At 54.9% G+C, this 19,363-nt stretch carries 16 protein-coding genes; 7 read left to right on the top strand and 9 right to left on the bottom strand.

Going from position 1 to position 19,363, the window contains the following annotated elements; translation table 11 throughout:
* Nucleotide 1: 1 nt before the first annotated feature.
* Complete coding sequence (locus HVE01_RS05585; protein ID WP_125745112.1) at nucleotides 2-448, bottom strand: outer membrane protein assembly factor BamE; 447 nt, start codon at nucleotides 446-448, stop codon at nucleotides 2-4.
* Nucleotides 449-520: 72 nt separating this feature from the next.
* On the opposite strand from HVE01_RS05585, the gene fur reads away from it, so the two are divergent.
* Nucleotides 521-973, top strand: a complete 453-nt coding sequence (fur, locus tag HVE01_RS05580; protein WP_009723762.1) for a ferric iron uptake transcriptional regulator — start codon at nucleotides 521-523, stop codon at nucleotides 971-973.
* Between the two features lie 124 nt (nucleotides 974-1,097).
* Here fur and recN read toward each other — a convergent pair whose 3' ends face one another.
* The gene (recN, locus tag HVE01_RS05575) at nucleotides 1,098-2,771 is read right to left on the bottom strand and encodes a DNA repair protein RecN (protein WP_146942923.1); all 1,674 of its coding nucleotides are present in this window, start codon (nucleotides 2,769-2,771) and stop codon (nucleotides 1,098-1,100) included.
* Between the two features lie 201 nt (nucleotides 2,772-2,972).
* Between recN and grpE the strand changes: the two genes are divergently transcribed.
* The 4 genes from grpE to HVE01_RS05555 all read left to right on the top strand — a co-directional run bounded on the left by grpE (nucleotide 2,973) and on the right by HVE01_RS05555 (nucleotide 8,063).
* Nucleotides 2,973-3,602 (top strand): nucleotide exchange factor GrpE, encoded by a 630-nt coding sequence (gene grpE / locus HVE01_RS05570; RefSeq protein ID WP_146942921.1) that lies wholly within the window; start codon nucleotides 2,973-2,975, stop codon nucleotides 3,600-3,602.
* A 168-nt stretch (nucleotides 3,603-3,770) separates the two neighbouring features.
* Nucleotides 3,771-5,705, top strand: a complete 1,935-nt coding sequence (gene dnaK, locus HVE01_RS05565) for a molecular chaperone DnaK (RefSeq protein WP_125745118.1) — start codon at nucleotides 3,771-3,773, stop codon at nucleotides 5,703-5,705.
* Nucleotides 5,706-5,815: 110 nt separating this feature from the next.
* On the top strand, nucleotides 5,816-6,958 hold the full coding sequence (dnaJ, locus tag HVE01_RS05560) for a molecular chaperone DnaJ (protein WP_146942919.1): 1,143 nt from the start codon (nucleotides 5,816-5,818) through the stop codon (nucleotides 6,956-6,958).
* Nucleotides 6,959-7,160: 202 nt separating this feature from the next.
* On the top strand, nucleotides 7,161-8,063 hold the full coding sequence (locus tag HVE01_RS05555) for a DMT family transporter (RefSeq protein WP_125745122.1): 903 nt from the start codon (nucleotides 7,161-7,163) through the stop codon (nucleotides 8,061-8,063).
* Here the strand turns inward: HVE01_RS05555 and HVE01_RS05550 are convergent.
* From HVE01_RS05550 to HVE01_RS05540, 3 genes are read right to left on the bottom strand one after another with little or no spacing between them, the layout of a single operon-like run.
* Nucleotides 8,041-8,790 (bottom strand): ABC transporter ATP-binding protein, encoded by a 750-nt coding sequence (locus tag HVE01_RS05550; protein WP_146942917.1) that lies wholly within the window; start codon nucleotides 8,788-8,790, stop codon nucleotides 8,041-8,043. The two genes, HVE01_RS05555 and HVE01_RS05550, sit on opposite strands and share 23 nt — an antisense overlap.
* The gene (locus HVE01_RS05545; RefSeq protein ID WP_171880222.1) at nucleotides 8,784-9,854 is read right to left on the bottom strand and encodes a FecCD family ABC transporter permease; all 1,071 of its coding nucleotides are present in this window, start codon (nucleotides 9,852-9,854) and stop codon (nucleotides 8,784-8,786) included. The genes HVE01_RS05550 and HVE01_RS05545 overlap by 7 nt, the downstream gene beginning before the upstream one ends.
* Nucleotides 9,844-10,971: an ABC transporter substrate-binding protein gene (locus tag HVE01_RS05540; RefSeq protein WP_146943117.1), complete on the bottom strand. Its 1,128-nt coding sequence runs from the start codon at nucleotides 10,969-10,971 to the stop codon at nucleotides 9,844-9,846. The genes HVE01_RS05545 and HVE01_RS05540 overlap by 11 nt, the downstream gene beginning before the upstream one ends.
* 272 nt (nucleotides 10,972-11,243) lie before the next feature.
* Here HVE01_RS05540 and HVE01_RS05535 point away from each other — a divergent pair, with 272 nt between their 5' ends.
* Nucleotides 11,244-11,525: a DUF2218 domain-containing protein gene (locus tag HVE01_RS05535; RefSeq protein ID WP_125745128.1), complete on the top strand. Its 282-nt coding sequence runs from the start codon at nucleotides 11,244-11,246 to the stop codon at nucleotides 11,523-11,525.
* A gap of 139 nt (nucleotides 11,526-11,664) precedes the next feature.
* A complete protein-coding gene (dapB, locus tag HVE01_RS05530; RefSeq protein WP_125745130.1) occupies nucleotides 11,665-12,471 on the top strand; it encodes a 4-hydroxy-tetrahydrodipicolinate reductase in 807 nt (268 codons plus the stop codon).
* Nucleotides 12,472-12,601: 130 nt separating this feature from the next.
* On the opposite strand, the gene guaD is transcribed toward dapB, so the two are convergent.
* The 4 genes from guaD to HVE01_RS05510 form a co-directional block, all read right to left on the bottom strand.
* Complete coding sequence (gene guaD / locus HVE01_RS05525) at nucleotides 12,602-13,951, bottom strand: guanine deaminase (RefSeq protein ID WP_146942915.1); 1,350 nt, start codon at nucleotides 13,949-13,951, stop codon at nucleotides 12,602-12,604.
* Nucleotides 13,952-13,986: 35 nt separating this feature from the next.
* A complete protein-coding gene (gene xdhB, locus HVE01_RS05520; RefSeq protein WP_146942913.1) occupies nucleotides 13,987-16,398 on the bottom strand; it encodes a xanthine dehydrogenase molybdopterin binding subunit in 2,412 nt (803 codons plus the stop codon).
* Nucleotides 16,382-17,866: a xanthine dehydrogenase small subunit gene (gene xdhA, locus HVE01_RS05515; protein WP_146942911.1), complete on the bottom strand. Its 1,485-nt coding sequence runs from the start codon at nucleotides 17,864-17,866 to the stop codon at nucleotides 16,382-16,384. Before xdhA ends, xdhB begins: the two co-directional genes overlap by 17 nt.
* A gap of 106 nt (nucleotides 17,867-17,972) precedes the next feature.
* The gene (locus HVE01_RS05510; RefSeq protein ID WP_125745138.1) at nucleotides 17,973-19,331 is read right to left on the bottom strand and encodes an NCS2 family permease; all 1,359 of its coding nucleotides are present in this window, start codon (nucleotides 19,329-19,331) and stop codon (nucleotides 17,973-17,975) included.
* Nucleotides 19,332-19,363 lie beyond the last annotated feature (32 nt).

The following is a 19,363-nucleotide window of genomic DNA, read 5'->3' as shown; positions in this document are numbered from 1 at the left end:
GCTATGGCGCTGTGGCTTCTGACGAAGGCACGCGTTGAATAGGTGTGTTGATACCGGTGATTGGATCTGTTGTTTCTGTTGCAGGGCCTACGCCGGTATCTGCACTGATCGGTAGATCATTAGAGAAATCACCTTGCTGCTCAATGTTCACCAAACGCCCCATATTATCGAATGTGAGGGTGACACGCCGTTGCTCAACACCTGCGTACGCCTTATCAATCCGATAAACGTAATCCCACTCCCGCGTGTCAAACGGCGCTTCCAGCAACGGGCGACCCATCACATAAGTGACTTGTTCACGCGTCATTCCTGGCTGTAATTGGCTGACCATTTCTTCGGTCACCAAGTTGCCTTGAGGGATGTCGCGCTTGTAAACGCCAACGTAGCTGCAGCCGCTAACAACGGTTAGGGCCACTGAAAGAGTAATGATACGAGTCAATTTTTGCATTTGAGCCTATTCTTCACTATCGTGGTTTCGGTCGATCATACCCGACCTAACCTGTTACTGCGAAGAGCAACCATGGCCGATCAGAACCATGAACTACGCAAAGCCGGGCTGAAAGTGACCCTGCCGCGCGTCAAGATCCTGCAGATTCTCGAAAATGCTTCGGGTCAACACCACCTTAGCGCAGAAGAAGTGTACAAAACACTGATTGATGCGGGCGAGGATGTTGGCTTGGCTACCGTTTACCGCGTGCTGACTCAATTTGAATCAGCAGGCTTGGTGATTCGTCATAATTTTGACGGTGGCCACGCGGTGTTCGAGATGACTCAAGAAGACCACCACGACCATATGGTGTGTTTAGAAAGTGGTGAAATCATTGAGTTTGTCGATGAAATCATCGAGCGTCGTCAGCAAGAGATCGCCGAAGAGCACGGCTATGAACTTGTGGACCATGCCCTGGTGCTTTACGTACGCCCCCGTGGGTCGGACGTAACACGGCAGGACAGCGGCCCCACAAATAAAAAATAGTCGCGCTAAATAAAACGCCCCCAGGGTGCGAGTGATGACTCATTCGCGCCCTGGGGGCGTTTTTTATGGTTTGTGGCGTTTGCTAGCGCGTTGCCGCTTGAAAAAAGTGCTTAGTAAAAAGTGCTTAGTGCGGTGGTCGTTGGCTAGCGTGCAGCATTTCGCGGGCGTGGGCGAGTGTTTGGTCAGATAGCGTTACACCGCCCAGCATGCGGGCGAGCTCGCTGATGCGCCCCTGTTCGTCCAGTAGCGCCATATGGGTCAGCGTGCTATCTCGTTTGGCGCGTTTTTCAATATGTAGGTGCTGATGCGCCTGGGCGGCGACCTGAGGCAGGTGAGTGACGGTCATTACTTGGCCGTTTTCACCGAGCTTGCGTAGTAGTTGACCGACAATTTCGGCTGTCGCTCCTGAGATACCCACGTCCACTTCATCGAAGACCAAACTGGGAATAGTGGAGTGGGAAGCGGCCACCACTTGAATAGCAAGGCTGATACGCGATAGTTCGCCGCCCGAGGCCACTTTGGTTAACGGCCTAGCGGGCTGGCCCGGGTTCGCGCTAATCAGGAATTGGACGTGATCCAGGCCTTCCGGCGTAGGTGTTTCACGCGGGGTAACGTCCACCTCAAAGCGTGCTTTACCCATGGCCAAAAAACCTAGCTGTTGTTGCACTTCTTTGCCTAAGCGAACGGCGGCTTTTTGTCGCGCCTCGCTTAATTGTTTGGCATCGCTGCGATAGCGCTCGCGGTATTCTGAAACTTGGTTGCTTAACGATTCCAGGTCGTCGTCGCTGGCTTCTAGTAGTTCGACTTCCTGGCTGAGCTGTGAGTGCAGTGCGCAAACTTCTTCCGGAGCAACGTGGTGTTTACGGGCAATACGGTGGATATCGCCAAGCCGTTCTTCTACCCAGGCTAAGCGCTCCGGGTCTAGTTCGGTAGTGCTGGCAAGGCGATTGAGTTCGCTTGACGCTTCCTCGACTTGAATGCGCGCATCGCTAAGCATAGCCAAAGTGTTGGCCAGAGTGCCTTTATCACTGCCGGGTAGCGCGCTTAAATGGGCATAGGCTTGATTTAACAGCGATAGAGCACCGCCCTCGTCGCTTGCGCAGCAGTCGGCGGCAAACTGGGTTTCACGTAGTGTCTCTTCCGCATGGGCGAGGGTGTGTTGCTCCTCTTCTAGCGTTTGCAGCTCACCCTCTGCCAGTGCCAGTTGATCTAATTCTTCTACTTGGTAGCGCAGCAGTTGCCGCTTTGCCTCAACTTCACTGCCTTCTTCGCTGAGTTTTTTTAATCGCCGCCGGGCACCGCGCCATTCGCGGAAGGTTTCAGCCAACTGCTGACTGCGTTCACGCAGCCCGGCATAATCATCCAGCAGGGCGAGGTGGGTTTCTTCACGCATGAGTGCTTGATGAGCATGCTGTCCATGGATTTGAATCAACAGTTCGCCCAGCGATTTTAGGTCAGCGATGGTGGCAGGGTGGCCATTGATCCACGCCTTGGAGCGACCGCTGGCGGTAACCACACGGCGCAGTAAGCACTCTTCAGCAGGCAGCTCACGAGCAGTCAACCACTGTGTGGCAGCGGGTAGATGTTGAATATCAAAACGCGCGGAAAGATCGGTGCGTTCACGCCCATGGCGGACGCTGCCGGCATCGGCACGCTCACCCAAACATAGGCCAAGGGCGCCGAGTAAAATCGATTTGCCTGCCCCGGTTTCCCCGGTAATCGCCGTCATACCACGGGTTAGATCGAGTTCAAGGCGGTCAACAATAGCGTAATCTTGGATTGCTAGCTGCGTGAGCATAAGGCCTCCTGAGGCGGTGCGGCACAGAAGCTGGATACTTATCCAATAATTGTTGTTTTATACAGTAGTCTATAACTCACTTCAATGCCCCTCTTGAGATGGCTTTTATAACCCCCATATAGCGTCCATACGTGGTTAATACTCGTGACTTAACCGAGGTGGCCGTTAATGCCACCGCTGCATACTTTTCAGGAGCTAGGCATGGCAAAAGAACCGCAAACCCCATTAGAAGATGAGCTGGCCCGCCAAGAGCAAGAGGCGGAAGTCACCGAGCAAGCGGCTGAAGAGCGCCTGGTCGAGGGTGAGCTGGAAGGCTTAATCGAGGACGACGCTGTGTTAGAGGACGGCGTGGGAAACCCGGAAGCCGATATGTTAGCCGCTCAGGTGGAAGAGCTTGAGCAGAGCTTGGCGGAAGCTAAAGACCAAGCGCTACGTGCCGCTGCTGAAGCTCAAAACGTGCGTCGCCGAGCTGAGCAAGAAGCTGAAAAAGCACGCAAGTTTGCTTTAGAAAAATTTGTTAAAGAGCTATTGCCCGTTGTTGATAGTCTGGAAAAAGCCCTAGAGAGCATGGAAGACGGGGCCTCTGACGTACATCGTGAGGGCGTTTCCATGACCCTCAAAATGCAGTTAGGCGTATTGAATAAATTTGGCGTGGAAAGCGTTGAACCCCAGGGTGAACCCTTTGACCCCCAAGTTCACGAAGCGATGGCGATGGTGCCGAATCCCGAGCTTGAACCCAATACCGTCATGGACGTGATGCAGAAGGGTTATTTGCTTAACGGCCGCCTAGTTCGCCCCGCGATGGTGGTGGTTAGCCAAAAAGCCAATTAAGCATTGGCTGACGCAAAGCAAAAAAAGCCCCTTGAAATGCTGCAAGCGGCCCCCAAATAAAGGGCAACCCGCGGGAAAACCCGCAAACGCTTTAAATTTCAAAAAGCAGATTTTTGACATCAGCTTTCAAACATCAGTTTTGTAACAACCGAATTCGAGGTTTTTGCTATGGGACGTATTATTGGTATCGACCTGGGCACCACCAACTCTTGTGTGGCAGTGCTCGATGGTGACAGCGCTAAAGTCATTGAAAACGCCGAAGGTGGCCGCACTACGCCTTCCATCATTGCTTACACCGACGATGGTGAGACGCTGGTAGGCCAAGCGGCAAAACGTCAGGCCGTCACCAACCCTGAGAACACCCTTTATGCGATCAAGCGCCTGATTGGCCGTCGCTTTAAAGATGATGTCGTACAAAAAGACATCAAAATGGTGCCTTACAAAATCGCCGAAGCCGACAACGGTGATGCCTGGGTTGAAGTAAAAGGCAAAAAAATGGCGCCGCCGCAGGTAAGTGCGGAAGTGCTGAAGAAAATGAAGAAAACCGCCGAAGACTACCTCGGTGAAGCGGTAACTGAAGCGGTCATCACCGTACCGGCGTACTTTAACGACAGCCAGCGCCAGGCCACGAAAGATGCGGGCCGTATCGCCGGTCTTGATGTTAAACGCATCATTAACGAGCCGACCGCTGCTGCATTGGCCTACGGTATGGACAAATCCCGTGGTGATAAAACCATCGCGGTATATGACCTGGGTGGCGGTACTTTCGATATCTCTATTATCGAAGTGGCTGACGTTGACGGCGAAACCCAGTTTGAAGTGTTGGCCACCAACGGTGACACCTTCCTGGGCGGCGAAGACTTCGACTTGGCGCTGATCAACTACTTAGTTGACCAGTTCAAAGCGGACAGCGGCATGGATCTGTCTGGCGACAACCTCGCTATGCAGCGCCTGAAAGAAGCGGCTGAGAAGGCCAAAATTGAGCTTTCAAGTGCCCAGCAGACAGACGTTAACCTGCCGTACATCACCGCTGACAACACTGGCCCGAAACACCTTAACGTGAAGGTGACGCGTGCCAAGCTGGAGTCGCTGGTTGAAGATCTGGTACAGCGCTCGCTCGATCCGTGCAAAATGGCGCTGAAAGATGCTGGTTTGTCTGCCTCTGAAATTGACGAAGTGATTTTGGTCGGTGGCCAGACGCGCATGCCGATGGTGCAGAAGAAAGCCGCTGATTTCTTCGGTAAAGAAGCGCGTAAAGACGTCAACCCAGATGAAGCAGTTGCTGTGGGCGCGGCGATTCAGGGCGGTGTTCTTGGCGGCGACGTAAAAGACGTACTGCTGCTGGACGTGACGCCGTTGACCCTGGGTATTGAAACCTTGGGTGGCGTAATGACGCCGCTGATCGACAAAAACACCACCATCCCCACGAAGAAGACGCAAACCTTCTCCACGGCGGATGACAACCAAACGGCTGTGACGATTCACGTCGTTCAGGGTGAGCGTAAGCAGGTCTCGCAGAATAAATCGCTGGGTCGTTTTGATCTTGCCGACATTCCGCCCGCACCGCGTGGTGTGCCGCAGATTGAAGTAGCCTTCGATCTGGATGCCAACGGCATTCTGAACGTATCGGCCAAAGATAAGGCGACCAATAAAGAGCAGTCTATCGTCATTAAAGCGTCCAGCGGTCTCACCGATGAAGAGATCGAGCAAATGGTACGCGATGCGGAAGCTCACGCCGACGAAGACAAAAAGTTCGAAGCGCTAGTGCAGCTGCGTAACCAAGCAGATGGCATGATTCACGCCACTCGTAAAACCGTGCAGGAAGCCGGTGATAAAGCAAGCGATGACGAGAAGCAAGCCATTGAGACCGCGATCAGCGAGCTTGAAGAAGCCGTGAAGACTGACGATCAGGACAACATCCAGCAGAAGCTGGACGCGCTGACCGAAGTGTCTGGCCAATTGGCGCAGAAGATGTACGCCGAGCAGGCGGAAGCTGCTCAGCAGGCGGACGGTGAAGGTGCTGAAAATGCCAGCGCCAAGCCAGAGGATGACGTGGTTGACGCCGAGTACGAAGAAGTCAACGACGACAAAAAGAAACAGTAAATCACCTCTATCTGCTAAGGAATGCGGTGGCGCGGGAGACAACTCCCGCGTTGCTGTTTCCGAAGCAGACGCCTAATTAAGTGCGTAGCTAACCAGGAGGCGTAGGACCCATGTCCAAACGCGATTATTATGAAGTCCTGGGTGTCGAAAAAGGGGCTGATCAGAAAGAGATCAAAAAGGCCTACCGCCGCTTGGCGCAGAAATTCCACCCTGATCGAAACCCGGACGATAACACTGCAGCGGAAAAATTCCGTGAAGTGTCAGAAGCATACGAAGTCTTAAGCGATGGCGAAAAGCGCGCGGCGTATGACCAATTTGGCCATGCCGGTGTTGATGGCCAAGGCGGTGGTGGGTTCGGTGGTGGTGGCGCTGGCGACTTTAGCGACATCTTCGGTGATGTGTTTGGCGATATCTTTGGTGGCGGTGGTGGCCGTCGTCGTGGACCTAACGCCCCCGCGCGTGGCAGTGATCTGCGCTACAACTTAGAGCTGGATCTGGAGAACGCCGTTTCCGGCACGACCGTTGATATCCGCGTGCCACGCCATATCGAATGTGACCGCTGCGATGGTGAAGGTGCTGAGCCTGGTTCTAGCAAAGAAACCTGCCCCACGTGCCATGGCCACGGCCAAGTGCGTATGCAGCAAGGCTTCTTCGCGGTTCAGCAAACCTGCCCGACCTGTCACGGTAGTGGCCAGCACATTAAAGTGCCGTGCCACAAATGTAACGGTGAAGGCCGCGTGCGGGAAACGCGCACGCTATCGGTGAAGATTCCTCCGGGAGTGGATACGGGTGATCGCATTCGCCTGAATGGCGAAGGTGAAAGTGGTATTAACGGTGGCCCGCCCGGTGACCTGTATGTTCAGGTATCGATCAAGCCACACCACATCTTCCAGCGCGATGGCAAACACCTGCAGTGTGACGTGCCAATTAACTTTGTTGACGCTGCATTGGGTGGGGAGCTGGAAGTGCCCACGCTGGATGGCCGTGTGAAGCTGAAGATTCCACCGGAAACTCAAACCGGTAAGCTCTTCAGACTGCGCGGTAAAGGCGTGAAGCCGGTACGTGGCGGCGCACCTGGCGACTTGCTTTGTAAAGTGGTCCTGGAGACGCCGGTCAATCTCAATGACGAGCAGAAAGACCTGCTTCGTCAGTTGCAAGAGAGCTTTGACGGCAGCAATAGCCACAGCCACTCGCCGAAGAAAACTGGTTTCTTCGACAGTGTGAAGAAGTTTTTTGAAGAGATGAAGCCGTAACGGCGATTCACTTCACAGCACATCAGCGCCCCGGCACTTTCAAGTATCGGGGCGTTTTTTTGTTAACTAGTTATTGCTAATTCATTGTGTTGCATAGTGTAAAATAGTGGGCCTGATGGGCTTATCGCTTAATCGCTAACCGATACCCTTTAAAGCGTGGATTATTTGCACATAACTTATTTGCACATAAGGACGAGGGCAAATGCTAGCGGATGAAGAGTCTCGCCCAGGGTTGGGCATTGGGCTGCGGGTGCTTTCCGGCGTGCTGTTCACCGGCATGTTGGTGTGTATTAAAGCGGTGAGTGACGAGGTGCCGGTAGGGCAGTCGGTGTTTTTCCGCTCGCTATTTGCGCTGTTGCCGATTGTTGTGTTTTTGATGCTACGTCGCGAGTTTCCGCAGGGATTGGCGACGCGTCGTCCACTGGGTCATGCGTTGCGCTCGGGGCTTGGGGCAGCGGCAATGTTCGCGTCGTTCGCGGCGGTGGCCTTGTTACCTGTCGCGGAAACTACGTTGTTAGCCCAGCTGACGCCCGTGTTTATGGCATTGGGTGGTGTCTTGCTGCTGGGGGAGCGCTTCTCGCTTTATCGTGCGGGCGCTATTGCGTTGGCGTTAGCTGGGGTGGCGGTGCTGGTGCTGCCAGGGCTTGAGGCCAGTCGCGAGCAAGGGCAGTTGGCTGGCTATGCACTAGGCGCGCTGAGCGCGCTGTTAACCGCCGGGGCGCTGCTAACCGTACGGCGCATTTCACGTACCGAAACAGCCGGTTCCATTGCCTTCTACTTTATTCTGGTCTCTGCGCTAGCGGGGTTGGCAACACTGCCCTTGGGCTGGGCACCGCTTAAGGGTGACGTGGTGTGGTTGTTAGTGCTGTCTGGCTTGTTTGGCGGCTCGGCCCATATTGCGATGACGCTGGCGCTGCGTTACGCCGAAGCGTCACGCCTAGCGCCTTTTGAATACATTGCGTTGGTGTGGCCTGTGTTAGCAGATTGGCTGCTGTTTGGCCTGCCGGTTTCTAGCGGCTTTTTGCTGGCACTGCCGTTGCTACTTAGCGGGGTTGGGTTGGCCACACTGGAAGGCCGTCGGATTAAACGGCTTCTTCGACAATAAGCTGAGGGCGGCCCTTTGAGCATGGCTCAATACGCGCCGTCACTTTGTAAACTTGGCGAAGTAACTCCGGTGAGATTACTTCCTCGGTTGGGCCGCAGGCGATTAAGCGGCCGTTCTCTAACACCATGGCTGCATCAGTGAAGCGCAACGCATGCCCGAGGTCGTGAAGGGCAACCAGAATGAGCATGTTGCGCTCATCGGCAAGACGCCGCAGTACGCTTAGCAGGTTGATTTGGCGGTTAAGGTCAAGCGCTGAGGTAGGTTCATCCAGCATTAAAATTTCAGGCTCTTGAACCAGTGCCTGGGCGGCACTCACCAATTGACGTTGACCGCCGCTCAGATCACCAATGTCGCGTTCGCCAAGTGCACTGATATTGAGCTCTTCAAGCGCTCGGTCGACCTGGCTAAGGTCTTCAGGCTGCACTTTTAGGCTGCGCCCTTGCATACGTGCCAGCAGCACTGATTCGTACACCGTTAGCACTGCTTTTGCCCCCGTATCTTGAGGCATATACGCCACTGGGCGTTCGGCACTGGTGCCACTGACAATCACCTCACCATCCCCTTTTAGCAGGCCTAGAATACGGCGAAACAGGGTTGATTTACCCGCAGCGTTAGGGCCAAGCAGGGCGACAACCTGGCCACCCTGAAAGCGCGGCGTGGTTATGTCCTGAATAATCGGACGACGCCCATAGCGAGCAGAAACGTGATTGAGTTGTAGGGTTACCATGATGCCTTCTTATGGTTGAGTACCAAAAATAGGAAGAAGGGAATGCCCACGAGTGATGTGATAATGCCAATGGGAATAATGGTGCCAGGGATAATGATTTTGGAAATCACTGAGCCAACCGAAAGGATCAGCGCGCCGCATAAAGCAGAGCCGGGCAGGAAGAAGCGCTGATCCTCACCCAGCAGAATGCGTGCAATGTGTGGCCCTACTAGGCCGATAAAACCAATGGTGCCGACAAAAGCGACGGCAATCGCTGCCAGCAGCGACACCAGCACTAAAACTTCTAAGCGCAGTGCGCGTGGGTTGACACCCATGCTTTCGGCCTTGGTATCCCCTAGGCGCATAGCGGTTAGCGCCCAGCCGTGGCGCGCCAGTAACGGCATAACGGCTGCCAGTACACCGAGTGCAATCCAAAACTTTGGCCAGGTTGCCTTGGTTAGACTGCCCATGGTCCAGAAGACAACAGCGGCGACAGCCTGTTGGCTGGCAAAAAACTGAATCAATGCCATTAATGAGTTAAAAATAAACACCATCGCAATGCCTAGCAGTACGATCGTTTCCACGGTGACGCCGCGCTTAAGGCTGAGTGCGTGGATTAAAAAAGCGGTCACCATTGCCATCAGGAATGCATTGATAGGAACGACATACTCAATGGCCGCAGGAATGATCGCAACACCAAAAGCCAAGCCCAGGGCGGCGCCAAAGCTAGCGCCGGCCGAAATGCCTAACGTAAACGGGCTGGCCAGCGGATTGCTTAGGATCGTTTGCATCTGCGCCCCCGCCACCGAGAGGCTGGCACCCACCACTAACGCCATCAGCGCTACGGGCATGCGAATTTCCCACAAAATGACACGTGCCTGCTGGCTAACAGCCTCTGGGGTAAACAGGGCCGCAACGACTTCGCCAAGACTGTAACGTGCAGGGCCGAGTGCAAGGTCAATACACAGGCTTAAGAACAGTGCTATGACCAGCGCCGCCAAGATCATTTGGCGGCGAAATACCTGGGTGCGGTAGAAGGCGCGTCCGTGGGAAACGCTATTCATTGCAGTGCTGTCAGTCGTCATTTAACGATATCCAATAACCGGGTGCATAATCGATAGGCAAAAAGCGATCGTGCAGCTCGCGCATTGTTGCTTCAGGGTCGAGATCGACAAACAGTTCGGGGTGCAGCCATTTCGCCAGTTGCTGAACAGCAACAAAATAGTAAGGGCTGTTATAGAACTGATGCCAAATGGCGTGGAAGTTGCCAGTGTCGACCGCTTCAATACCGGTCATGGCGGTGCGCTTGGTGAGGGCTTCGAGTTTCTCGCGAGCGTGATCCATGTTTGCGCCTGGTCCTACGCCCACCCAGGCGCCACCGGGAACGTAAGCATCCCAATTACCGCCGGTGACAACGACGTGTTCGGGGTTGGCGGCAATAATTTGTTCAGGATTCAAATTGCCGAAGCTGTTAGGAATAATGCCTTCGGCAATGTTACTACCGCCAGCCAGGGTGACATATTCGCCAAAGTTACCAGGGCCAAAGCTCATGCAGCATTCATCTGAATACCCGCCTGCCCGGTCAATAAACACGCTAGGGCGCTCTGGGTTGGCGTCCTCAATAACATCAGTAACCCGCGCCATCTGTTCTTCAGCAAAGGCGATAAATTCCTCGGCAGCGGCTTCATCTCCCATCAACTGGCCAATAATCCGCATCGAGGGAATGGTATGTGCGATGGGGTCTTCGCGGAAATCCACATAGACAATAGGGATATCCAGCTCGGCTAACTTATCGTCATAGGCGGCGTCTTCAGTGGCTGCTTTCGCCTCAATATTCATCAGGATGACGTCAGGATTCAGCGCTGCTGCCTGCTCAACATCAAAGGTGCCATCTTTGAAGCCACCAAAGGTGGGGATTGCTTCAATGTCGGGGAAGCGTTCCAGATAGCGGGCGTAATTGTCGGGATCCGCCTGAGAAAAGTCTTCCCGCCAGCCAACTACATGGGTAAAAGGCGTTTCTGGCTCTAGTAGGCCAAGCAGATAAATTTGCCTTCCTTCGCCTAAGATAACTCGCTCGGCAGGCGCATCTAAGGAGACTTGACGGCCTGCAACATCGGTGACGGTGATGCTATCTGCATTGGCTGCGGTGAACGTTAAGGCGGTTAGTGCGCTAAGTAGCGTCCGGAAAGCGTGGGAAGAAATAACTATATTGATCACCAGTTGGTAAGTGAAACTAACCGTGGGTCGCCAGCGCGACTATTGAGAGGTAACGCTAAGGGGAAATTGATTATGCGTGTAATTCGTATTCACTGAGCTGGGCATTATTACGAAAACAGGCTTGTTTGTCGAGGTACGCTGCTAAGGAGGCGCCTTTGGAACGTGTTGTTGCAAGGCATTATTATTCGCCGCTTGGCGCTTTTCGTTGTGGGCATTACGCTAGTAGGAGTTCACTCGCTATCTTTGGAGAAAACAGCATGCCTTTATCCCGTGCCGAAATCGTAACGCCTTCTGGTGAGCGCTTGATAAACCGCTTATGCAAGCACTGGGCACATAAGCTTGAGGTTGAGCAGAATGACCAGGCAGCCAAAATCACATTTGCCAATGGCACCTGCCTGATGCACGTCGAGGCGGATCGCTTGATTGTGTCCCTCGAAACCTTGGAAGAGGAGCATCTGGATCAGTTGGAGGGCGTGGTGGAAAGTCATCTCATACGCATGGCAAAAGACGAGCCGCTGGAAATTGTTTGGGAGAATTAATTCGTTCGAGGCAGCGTGCGCGCTGCCCTAAGCAAGCACCGCATCATTAACAGGGGTCTGTTATAATTTCGGCCACTTTTTTATCCTTGTTTTTCTTATACTAAGCTTGGTGCCGAACGGCGCATGCGCAGGAGTTCTCATGACCCGAATTGCCATTGTAGGCGTCGCTGGCCGTATGGGCCGCACGTTAGTAAATGCGGTAGAGCAGCAGGCAGGTGCCTCACTTGCAGGTGGTATCGTTGAGCCAGGTAGTTCCTTAGCGGGGGCGGACATTGGCGAGCTGGCAGGTGTTGGCAAACGCGGTGTGGTGGCCGTCGATTCTCTCGCTGCAATTGTGGACGACTTTGATGTTCTAATCGACTTCACCGCGCCGCAAGTCACCTTGGCAAATTTGGCATTCTGCGCTGAGCACGGCAAGCGCATTGTGATTGGCACCACCGGCATGAGCGATGACGAACTGGCCGAACTGGATAGCTACCGCGATAAAGTGGCCATGGTGTTTGCGCCTAATATGAGTGTCGGCGTTAACCTAACCCTCAAGTTGCTTGAGACCGCTGCAAAAGCCCTCGGTGACGAAGGCTACGATATTGAAGTCATTGAAGCGCATCATCGTCATAAAGTGGATGCGCCTTCTGGCACGGCGATTAAGATGGGAGAAGTGGTCGCGGAGAGTATCGGCCGCACGTTAAAAGAGCACGGGGTCTATGAGCGGGTAGGTCAGTGTGGTCCGCGCACCGACAAAGAGATTGGTTTTGCCACCGTACGCGCTGGCGACATTGTTGGCGAGCACACGGTGATGTTTGCCACTGAAGGTGAGCGTATCGAAATTACCCATAAAGCCTCCAGCCGTATGACCTTTGCTAAAGGTGCGGTTCGCGCTGCTCGCTGGGTCGCTGATAAAGCGCATGGCCGTTACGATATGCAGGATGTATTAGGTTTAGAGTAATGTTTTAGCTCAACAGGTCGTGTCTCGGTATGCACTCTGTTGGCTGCTGAGCATGGCTTTGTTGATGGCCTCCGAACCTGCGGGTGAGGGGGCTTTGTTGCTTTTGGCCCCCTCCTAATCGATTTTCTGCTTAATTTTGACGTCGGTGCTGTAGGCGTCCCCCTGCCCAGGTTTCGAAGATAGCGCGGTCGTCGCCTAGCATCATGAGAGTGAACAACTCCTCTGCCAGGCTTTCGCACCGTGCCATACGGCGTGCCATCAGCGGTGAGGCTGACAGGTCGATAACGACGAAGTCGGCATCCATGCCGGGTGCGAAACGGCCGATGCGGTCATCTAGCGATAGGGATACGGCATTGCCTCTGGTCAGGGCGTGAAAGCCTGCCCAAGCCGTCAGCGGCTGGCCGAGCAGTTGTCCTACTTGATAGCCCGCCTTGAGAGTCGCCAACCCGGAAAGATCGGTGCCAGCGCCAATATCGCTGGCCAGGGTGAGATTTAACCCATTTTCATGAGCGGCGTGGCGGTCGAACAAGCCGCTACCAAGGAAGAGGTTAGAGCTGGGGCAAAAAGCGATATTGGCACTGCGATCAGCAAGCCGCTTGCGCATACCATTGTCCAGATGAATGCCATGGGCAAAGGTGCTGCGTGGTCCAACCAAACCAGACTGCTCGTAAACCTCAAGATAGTCACGGCTTTCTGGAAATAGCTCGGCTACCCAGTCCAGCTCGCCGAGGTTTTCCGATAAGTGAGTCTGTAGCCAGAGGCTTTCATCGTTGCGCAGCAGGCCGCCAGCGGCATCAAGCTGGGTGCGTGTGGACGTGGGAGCAAAGCGCGGCGTAACGCTATAGCCAAGGCGATCGGTGCCATGCCAGTCGCTGATTAAGCGCTCGGTATCACGAATGCCGCCGAGGGTCTTATCAGTCAGTGTTTCAGGGGCGTGGCGATCCATTAGTACCTTGCCCGCAAGCATACATAGGCCGCGGCGTTGGGCAGCACTGAAGAAGGCATCTACCGAATTGGGATGGCTTGAGCAGAACACTTGGGCGGTGGTGGTCCCGACTCGCATCAACTCTTTGAGAAAAGCGTCGGCCATGTTGTCGGCATGTGCACGCTGGGCGAAACGGCACTCTTCAGGAAAGGTGTAGTCATTCAACCAGTCCAGCAGTTGGCGGCCATAAGAGGCCATGATATCGAGCTGAACATAGTGGACATGACTGTCAATAAAGCCTGGCATGACCAGCTTGTCGCGCTGGTCGATGACGCTGATATCGGCGGGTAGCTGAGGGGCCAGAGTGCGATAGTCGCCGACGCCCTGAATGCGACCGTCGGCCCACCATAGAGCACCGTCTTGGTGGTAGACAACGCTACCCTCTCGGGGCGTGTCACCATCGCCGGGGTCGGCATCGAAACTCAAGACCCGTGCACGTATTAACCAGGCTTGCCCCTGCTCTTGTTTCAGGCATGGTCCTTGCTCTTCATTCATACTGTTGCTCCTGAAGATAGTTAGAGAGGGAAGGCTTAATGGCCATTGCTGTGCCGTTTGTCAGCGTCAGGGGCAAGTTTGGCGCGTGCGGCTTCGGCTGCCGCCATGACTCGCTCCGGTGTGGCTGGGGTGTCCAGAGGTATCGCCTGAGTGTATCCGTTTAGGCTGGCCAAGCCGTCACGCAGTGCCGCCCATACCGACATACCAAGCATGAACGGGGGTTCACCCACGGCCTTGGAACGATAGATGCTGGCCATGGAGTTGGGGTGGCCTTCCATTAAGGAGGTGTTGAAAGTGGCGGGTAGGTCGCCGTAAGTGGGAATCTTGTAGGTCGCGGGGCCATTGGAAATCAGTTGGCCTTTATTATTCCATTTCAGCTCTTCACTGGTTAACCAGCCCATCCCCTGAATAAAACCACCTTCGACCTGGCCGATATCGATAGCCGGATTCAGTGAGTCACCCACGTCGTGGAGAATATCGACACGATCTACCAGGTACTCGCCGCTCAAGGTATCGATTGAAACTTCGGCCACCGCCGCACCAAAGGCATAGTAGTAAAAAGGGCGTCCATTGCCGGTGGCGCGGTCATAATGGATCAATGGGGTAGCGTAAAAGCCTTTTTCCGAAAGTGAGATGCGCGATAGATAAGCGGCTTGAACCAGCTCTCCCCAAGCGATGCGGCGTTCACTTTCGCCAAAGCCGGCTATTAAATAACCCTCTTTGATGTGGATAGTTTCTCGATCGAGATGGTAGTGCTCGGCGGCAAAGTCATAAAGTCGTGTTTTTAGTTTGAGTGCCGCATCGCGCGCCGCCTGGCCATTGAGATCGGCACCGCTGGAGGCGGCGGTGGGAGAGGTGTTGGGCACCTTGTCGGTACGCGTGGCGGTGATGCGCACGCTATCAAGATCCAGCCCCAACTCACGCGCAACTACTTGGCAAATCTTGGTGTGCAGCCCCTGGCCCATCTCGGTGCCGCCATGGTTGATCATGACGCTGCCGTCGGTATAGACGTGAAGAAGCGCGCCCGCTTGGTTGAGGTGCTGGGCGGTGAAGGAAATGCCGAATTTTACCGGGGTCAACGCTAAGCCTTTGCGAATGACGGGGCTCTTGGCGTTGAACTCTCGGATCGCTCGGCGCCGCTGCCAGTAGTCGCTAGAGGTTTCGAGTTGCTCAACCAGCTCATGCAGTAGAACGGTCTGATCTACCGTCTGGCCGTAATGCGTCGTGTTGCGGCCGTCGCGGTAAAAGTTGCGCTTGCGTATCGTCAACGGATCTTCGCCCAGACGGCGAGCGATATCCTCCATTGCCGCCTCGATAACCATCATACCTTGGGGGCCGCCGAAGCCGCGGAAGGCTGTGTTAGAGGCCGTATGGGTGCGCGCTCGATATCCTGTAACGCGGACGTCACCCAGCGAATAGGCGTTATCCGAGTGGAACATAGCGCGATCAACAATGGCGTCGGAAAGGTCGGGTGAATAGCCACAGTCGCCGATTACATTGATATCGCCACCCAGAATCACGCCCTGAGCATCGACGCCAAGACGGTAGTCGTTATGAAAAGGGTGGCGCTTTCCGGTGACGCGCATGTCGTCGACCCGCGGTAAGCGGAAGCGGCAGCTGCGCCCGGTTCGTCTAGCGATTAGGGCGGCTAGGCAAGCCCAGGGAGAAGCCTGTGTTTCCTTGCCGCCGAATCCGCCCCCCATGCGGCGAGTCTCGACGGTAACGGCATGGAAGGGAATGCCGAGCACCTCGGCAACCAGTTTCTGCGTCTCGCTAGGATGCTGGTTGGAGGTATGAATCATAACGCCTTCGTCTTCGCTGGGATGAGCGACGCAGGCTTGCCCTTCCAAGTAGAAGTGTTCCTGGCCACCGACAAACTGTTTGCCAGCAACGACAATGGCAGCGTCGGCAAAGGCTTTTTCCCAGTCTCCACTGATCTGTTGATGAGTAGGGCGTACCAGATCGCCCGCGTTGGCGGCAGCAACGGGGTCGAGGCTTGCAGGGCGCTCTTCGATCTCGATAATTGCCTTTTCGACTGCTTGACGAGCCGCACGATGGCTGTCGGCCGCCACGGCGAATAGCACCTGGCCCGCATAGAGCACTTCGCCGTCAGCCATGATGGGATCCCCTGGGAAAACGGGGCCAATATCGGTATGGCCAGGTACGTCTGCCACGCTAATGACATCGACCACGCCCGGCGCCGCCCTTACTGCTTCCAGATCCATTCGGGTAATACGACCGTGGGCGACAGACGACAGTCCCGCAGCTAAGTGGAGAGCATTGGCCGGAAGGGCTAGGTCATCAATATAAGCCGCGCGTCCGGTGACATGCTTGATGGCACTTTCGTGATTGGCCGAGGTGCCAGAAAAAAAACGGCCGGTATGTTGTGCTGGCTGAATTGCTTTCTGCTCAGGCTGTGGTGCTGGCAGATCAGTGAGCGTACGCATGGAGCATCACCTCCTGAGTGTGTGGTTGAGCGTGGGTAGACGATTCGATGACCAGACGCAGGCGTTCAAGTAGCGCACTCGCTGAACGCGAACGGTAGTCAGCGCTGCCCCGGACATCGCTCATCGGTGAAAAGTCATTCGCGAGCGCTTGGCGTGCAGCCTCGAAGACGCTTGGTGAGGGGGGATTTCCTTCGAGAGCCGCTTCGGCCCCGCGGGCTCGGGCAGGTATGCCAGCCATGCCACCGAAGGCCAGGCGTACATCGCGTAAACATCCATCCTCCAGATGCCAGGCAAAGGCACCCAGCACGGCAGAAATGTCATCTTCGCGCCGCTTCGAGAGTTTCCATACTTTCAACTGATGGCCTGCTTGTGGGGCCGGGATGAAAACTGCGCTTAACACCTCATTGTCAGCCAGGTCGGTTTTTTTGTAGTCGATGAAGAAGTTGCTGGCGGCAATCTCGCGGGAGCCGTTAGGGCCTGCTAGGCGAAGCTGTGCATCAAGAGCCAGCAGCACCGGCGGGGTATCGCCGATGGGGGATGCATTGGCAACGTTGCCGCCCAAGGTGCCACGGTTGCGTACTTGTGCCGAGCCTAGGCGGTGCAGAAGATGGACAAAGGTTGGATATTGACTCTCGAGTAGAGGCTCCAGGCGTGCATAGGTGACGGCTGCTCCGATCCACCAACCGGGGCGCCCGCTCGCATCCTGACCCTGTTCAATTTGCTGCAGCTCACTTACGCGAGTGGTATCGATAACCCGCGGTAAGTCCTTTAGTTGTTGGGTGACTTCAAGCCAAAGGTCAGTGGCGCCCGCAACCAAGCGTGCCTCTGGATGGGCTGCGCGCAGACGTACTAGTTCATTTAATTGGCGAGGCTGATGGAAGCGGCTGCTGGTTTCGTCCAGGTTGGCCTCGTGCTGATTATCTTGCGGATCATTCAGTGTGGCATCTAACCAGATAGGGCGATGACCATCGATACTGTTCATGGCTAATGCCGCATCGCGAATGGGGCGATAGCCAGTGCAGCGACACAGGTTGCCGCCAAGTGCGGCTTCAAGGCGCTCAGGGCTAAAGGGCGTGGCAAGCGGATTAGTGTGTTGCTCTTCGTGCAGTGTGAACAGTGACATCACAATGCCCGGCGTGCAAAAGCCGCATTGGCTGCCATGGCATTCAACCATGGCTGCTTGGGCGGGATGCAGGTATTGCTGGTCGTCAGCGAGACCTTCGACGGTGACTAAGTGGCGGCCTTGGAGCTGATGAGCGGGCATGATGCAGGCATTGGCGCTGTGGTAGCGTAGCTCGCCATTGGCGTCGGGTGCTCCGATGGCTACCGTGCAAGCGCCACAATCACCCGATGCGCAACCTTCCTTGGTGCCGGTCAGGTGTAGTTGTTCTCTTAGTAGTTCCAGAACACTAAGGTGAACATCCGCTGTAACGCGATGCGGTTGCCCATTGAGGTGAAATGTAATCATAGTCCTACCCGTTATGTTGTTATTGGTTGCTTAGTTGCTGTCCGATCGGTCAAGTGGTGCATGAGAAACGGGGTATTTCTTGATGACTCAACATGAGAGGAGTCGTCTATTGTGCTGTCAGCAGCATCACCACCGCCAACAGGGCGGAGACCCACATAGCAGGCTTAATCTCATTCAGCTTGCCGGTAGCAAGCCGGATGAGTACAAAGCTGATAAAGCCGAAGGCGATACCCAGGGTGATGGAGTAGGTCAGCGGCATTAAAATGATGGCCAGAAATGCGGGGAAAGCTTCATCGAGACGGTTCCAGCCAATTTTTCCAATCGGTGCCATCATGAACAGCCCCACCAAAACAAGAGCTGGAGCAGTTGCGATGCTGGGAACTAGGGACAGCAACGGCGAGAGAAACAGAAAAGGCAAAAATAACACGCCAATAACGACTGCCGTGAGTCCTGTGCGGCCGCCCTGGGCAACGCCAGCACCGGATTCGATAAAGGTTTGCGCCGCACTGGTGCCGAGGGGAGCCGCGATCATCGATGCGAAAGCATCCACCGTCATGGAGCGCTTGAGGTTGCGTGGATTACCGTTAGCATCCTTAAGGTCAGCAGACTCGGATAGCGCCATAAAGCAAGACAGTGAGTCGAAGAAGTTCGTAAATAGCATCACGAAAATGAACGGCAGGTAAGCGACCTTGAGGGCGCCTAGAATATCGACCTTCATTACTGCCGAGAAATCCGGCCAGGCGGCTAGGCCTTGCCAAGCGACCAATACGTCGTCACTCCACAGCCGCCCCATAGGGGCTGCCAGCAGAGTGGTTAAGGCGATGCCTAGGATCAAAGCGCCATTGAAGCCGCGAATGACCAATATCGCAGTTACTATTAGGCCAATAAAGAAGGTTATTAGGCTTGCGTTTAGATCACCAAGGCTAACAAGGGTCGCTGGGTTGGCTACGATGAACCCGGCATTTTTGAGCCCAATAAACGTAATGAATAGTCCTATTCCGCAAGTAATGGCATAGCGCAATGAGGCTGGAATGGCCTCGATGATGGCTTCGCGAACGTTAAACAGAGCCAAAACAGCGAACAGTACTCCTGACCAGAATACGCAGCCTAGAGCAACTTCCCACGATAACCCTGCACCAAGCACCAGGGTGTAGGTAAACAACGCATTCATGCCCATTCCGGGAGCAACCAAAATTGGGTTGCGGGCATACAAGCCCATGGCCAAGCTACTCAAAAAGCTGATGACCACGGTGGCAGAGAGCGCAGCAGAGAAGGGAATGCCCGCATCAGATAAGATGGCTGGGTTGACCACGATGATATACATCCCAGCTAGAAACGTCGCGATGCCTGCAAGCACTTCGGTCTTCACCGAGGAGCCGCGGCGGCTGACATTAAAGTAATTATCCAGGGTGCTCGTTGGCTGGACGGGTGGGGAGCCGGAATACGGCGTAGGACTTTGTGGCATGACGATATTCTCTTTGTATTTGTTGGGTGAGC

This window comes from Vreelandella venusta (assembly GCF_007989605.1).
GTDB classification, from domain to species: domain Bacteria; phylum Pseudomonadota; class Gammaproteobacteria; order Pseudomonadales; family Halomonadaceae; genus Vreelandella; species Vreelandella venusta.
The sequence above is the reverse complement of the archived record's forward strand: the minus strand, read 5'-3'. Positions and strand labels throughout refer to the sequence as shown.

Bases quoted from the DNA above. Each gene is read 5' to 3' on its own strand.
- recN (WP_146942923.1), bottom strand. From the start codon at position 2,771: ATGCTCACGCAGCTAGCAATCCAAGATTACGCTATTGTTGACCGCCTT.
- HVE01_RS05555 (WP_125745122.1), top strand. From the start codon at position 7,161: ATGCTAGCGGATGAAGAGTCTCGCCCAGGGTTGGGCATTGGGCTGCGG.
- guaD (WP_146942915.1), bottom strand. From the start codon at position 13,951: ATGAATGAAGAGCAAGGACCATGCCTGAAACAAGAGCAGGGGCAAGCC.
- dnaJ (WP_146942919.1), top strand. From the start codon at position 5,816: ATGTCCAAACGCGATTATTATGAAGTCCTGGGTGTCGAAAAAGGGGCT.
- grpE (WP_146942921.1), top strand. From the start codon at position 2,973: ATGGCAAAAGAACCGCAAACCCCATTAGAAGATGAGCTGGCCCGCCAA.
- fur (WP_009723762.1), top strand. From the start codon at position 521: ATGGCCGATCAGAACCATGAACTACGCAAAGCCGGGCTGAAAGTGACC.
- xdhA (WP_146942911.1), bottom strand. From the start codon at position 17,866: ATGATTACATTTCACCTCAATGGGCAACCGCATCGCGTTACAGCGGAT.
- HVE01_RS05545 (WP_171880222.1), bottom strand. From the start codon at position 9,854: ATGACGACTGACAGCACTGCAATGAATAGCGTTTCCCACGGACGCGCC.
- HVE01_RS05550 (WP_146942917.1), bottom strand. From the start codon at position 8,790: ATGGTAACCCTACAACTCAATCACGTTTCTGCTCGCTATGGGCGTCGT.
- HVE01_RS05535 (WP_125745128.1), top strand. From the start codon at position 11,244: ATGCCTTTATCCCGTGCCGAAATCGTAACGCCTTCTGGTGAGCGCTTG.
- dnaK (WP_125745118.1), top strand. From the start codon at position 3,771: ATGGGACGTATTATTGGTATCGACCTGGGCACCACCAACTCTTGTGTG.
- HVE01_RS05585 (WP_125745112.1), bottom strand. From the start codon at position 448: ATGCAAAAATTGACTCGTATCATTACTCTTTCAGTGGCCCTAACCGTT.
- dapB (WP_125745130.1), top strand. From the start codon at position 11,665: ATGACCCGAATTGCCATTGTAGGCGTCGCTGGCCGTATGGGCCGCACG.
- HVE01_RS05510 (WP_125745138.1), bottom strand. From the start codon at position 19,331: ATGCCACAAAGTCCTACGCCGTATTCCGGCTCCCCACCCGTCCAGCCA.
- xdhB (WP_146942913.1), bottom strand. From the start codon at position 16,398: ATGCGTACGCTCACTGATCTGCCAGCACCACAGCCTGAGCAGAAAGCA.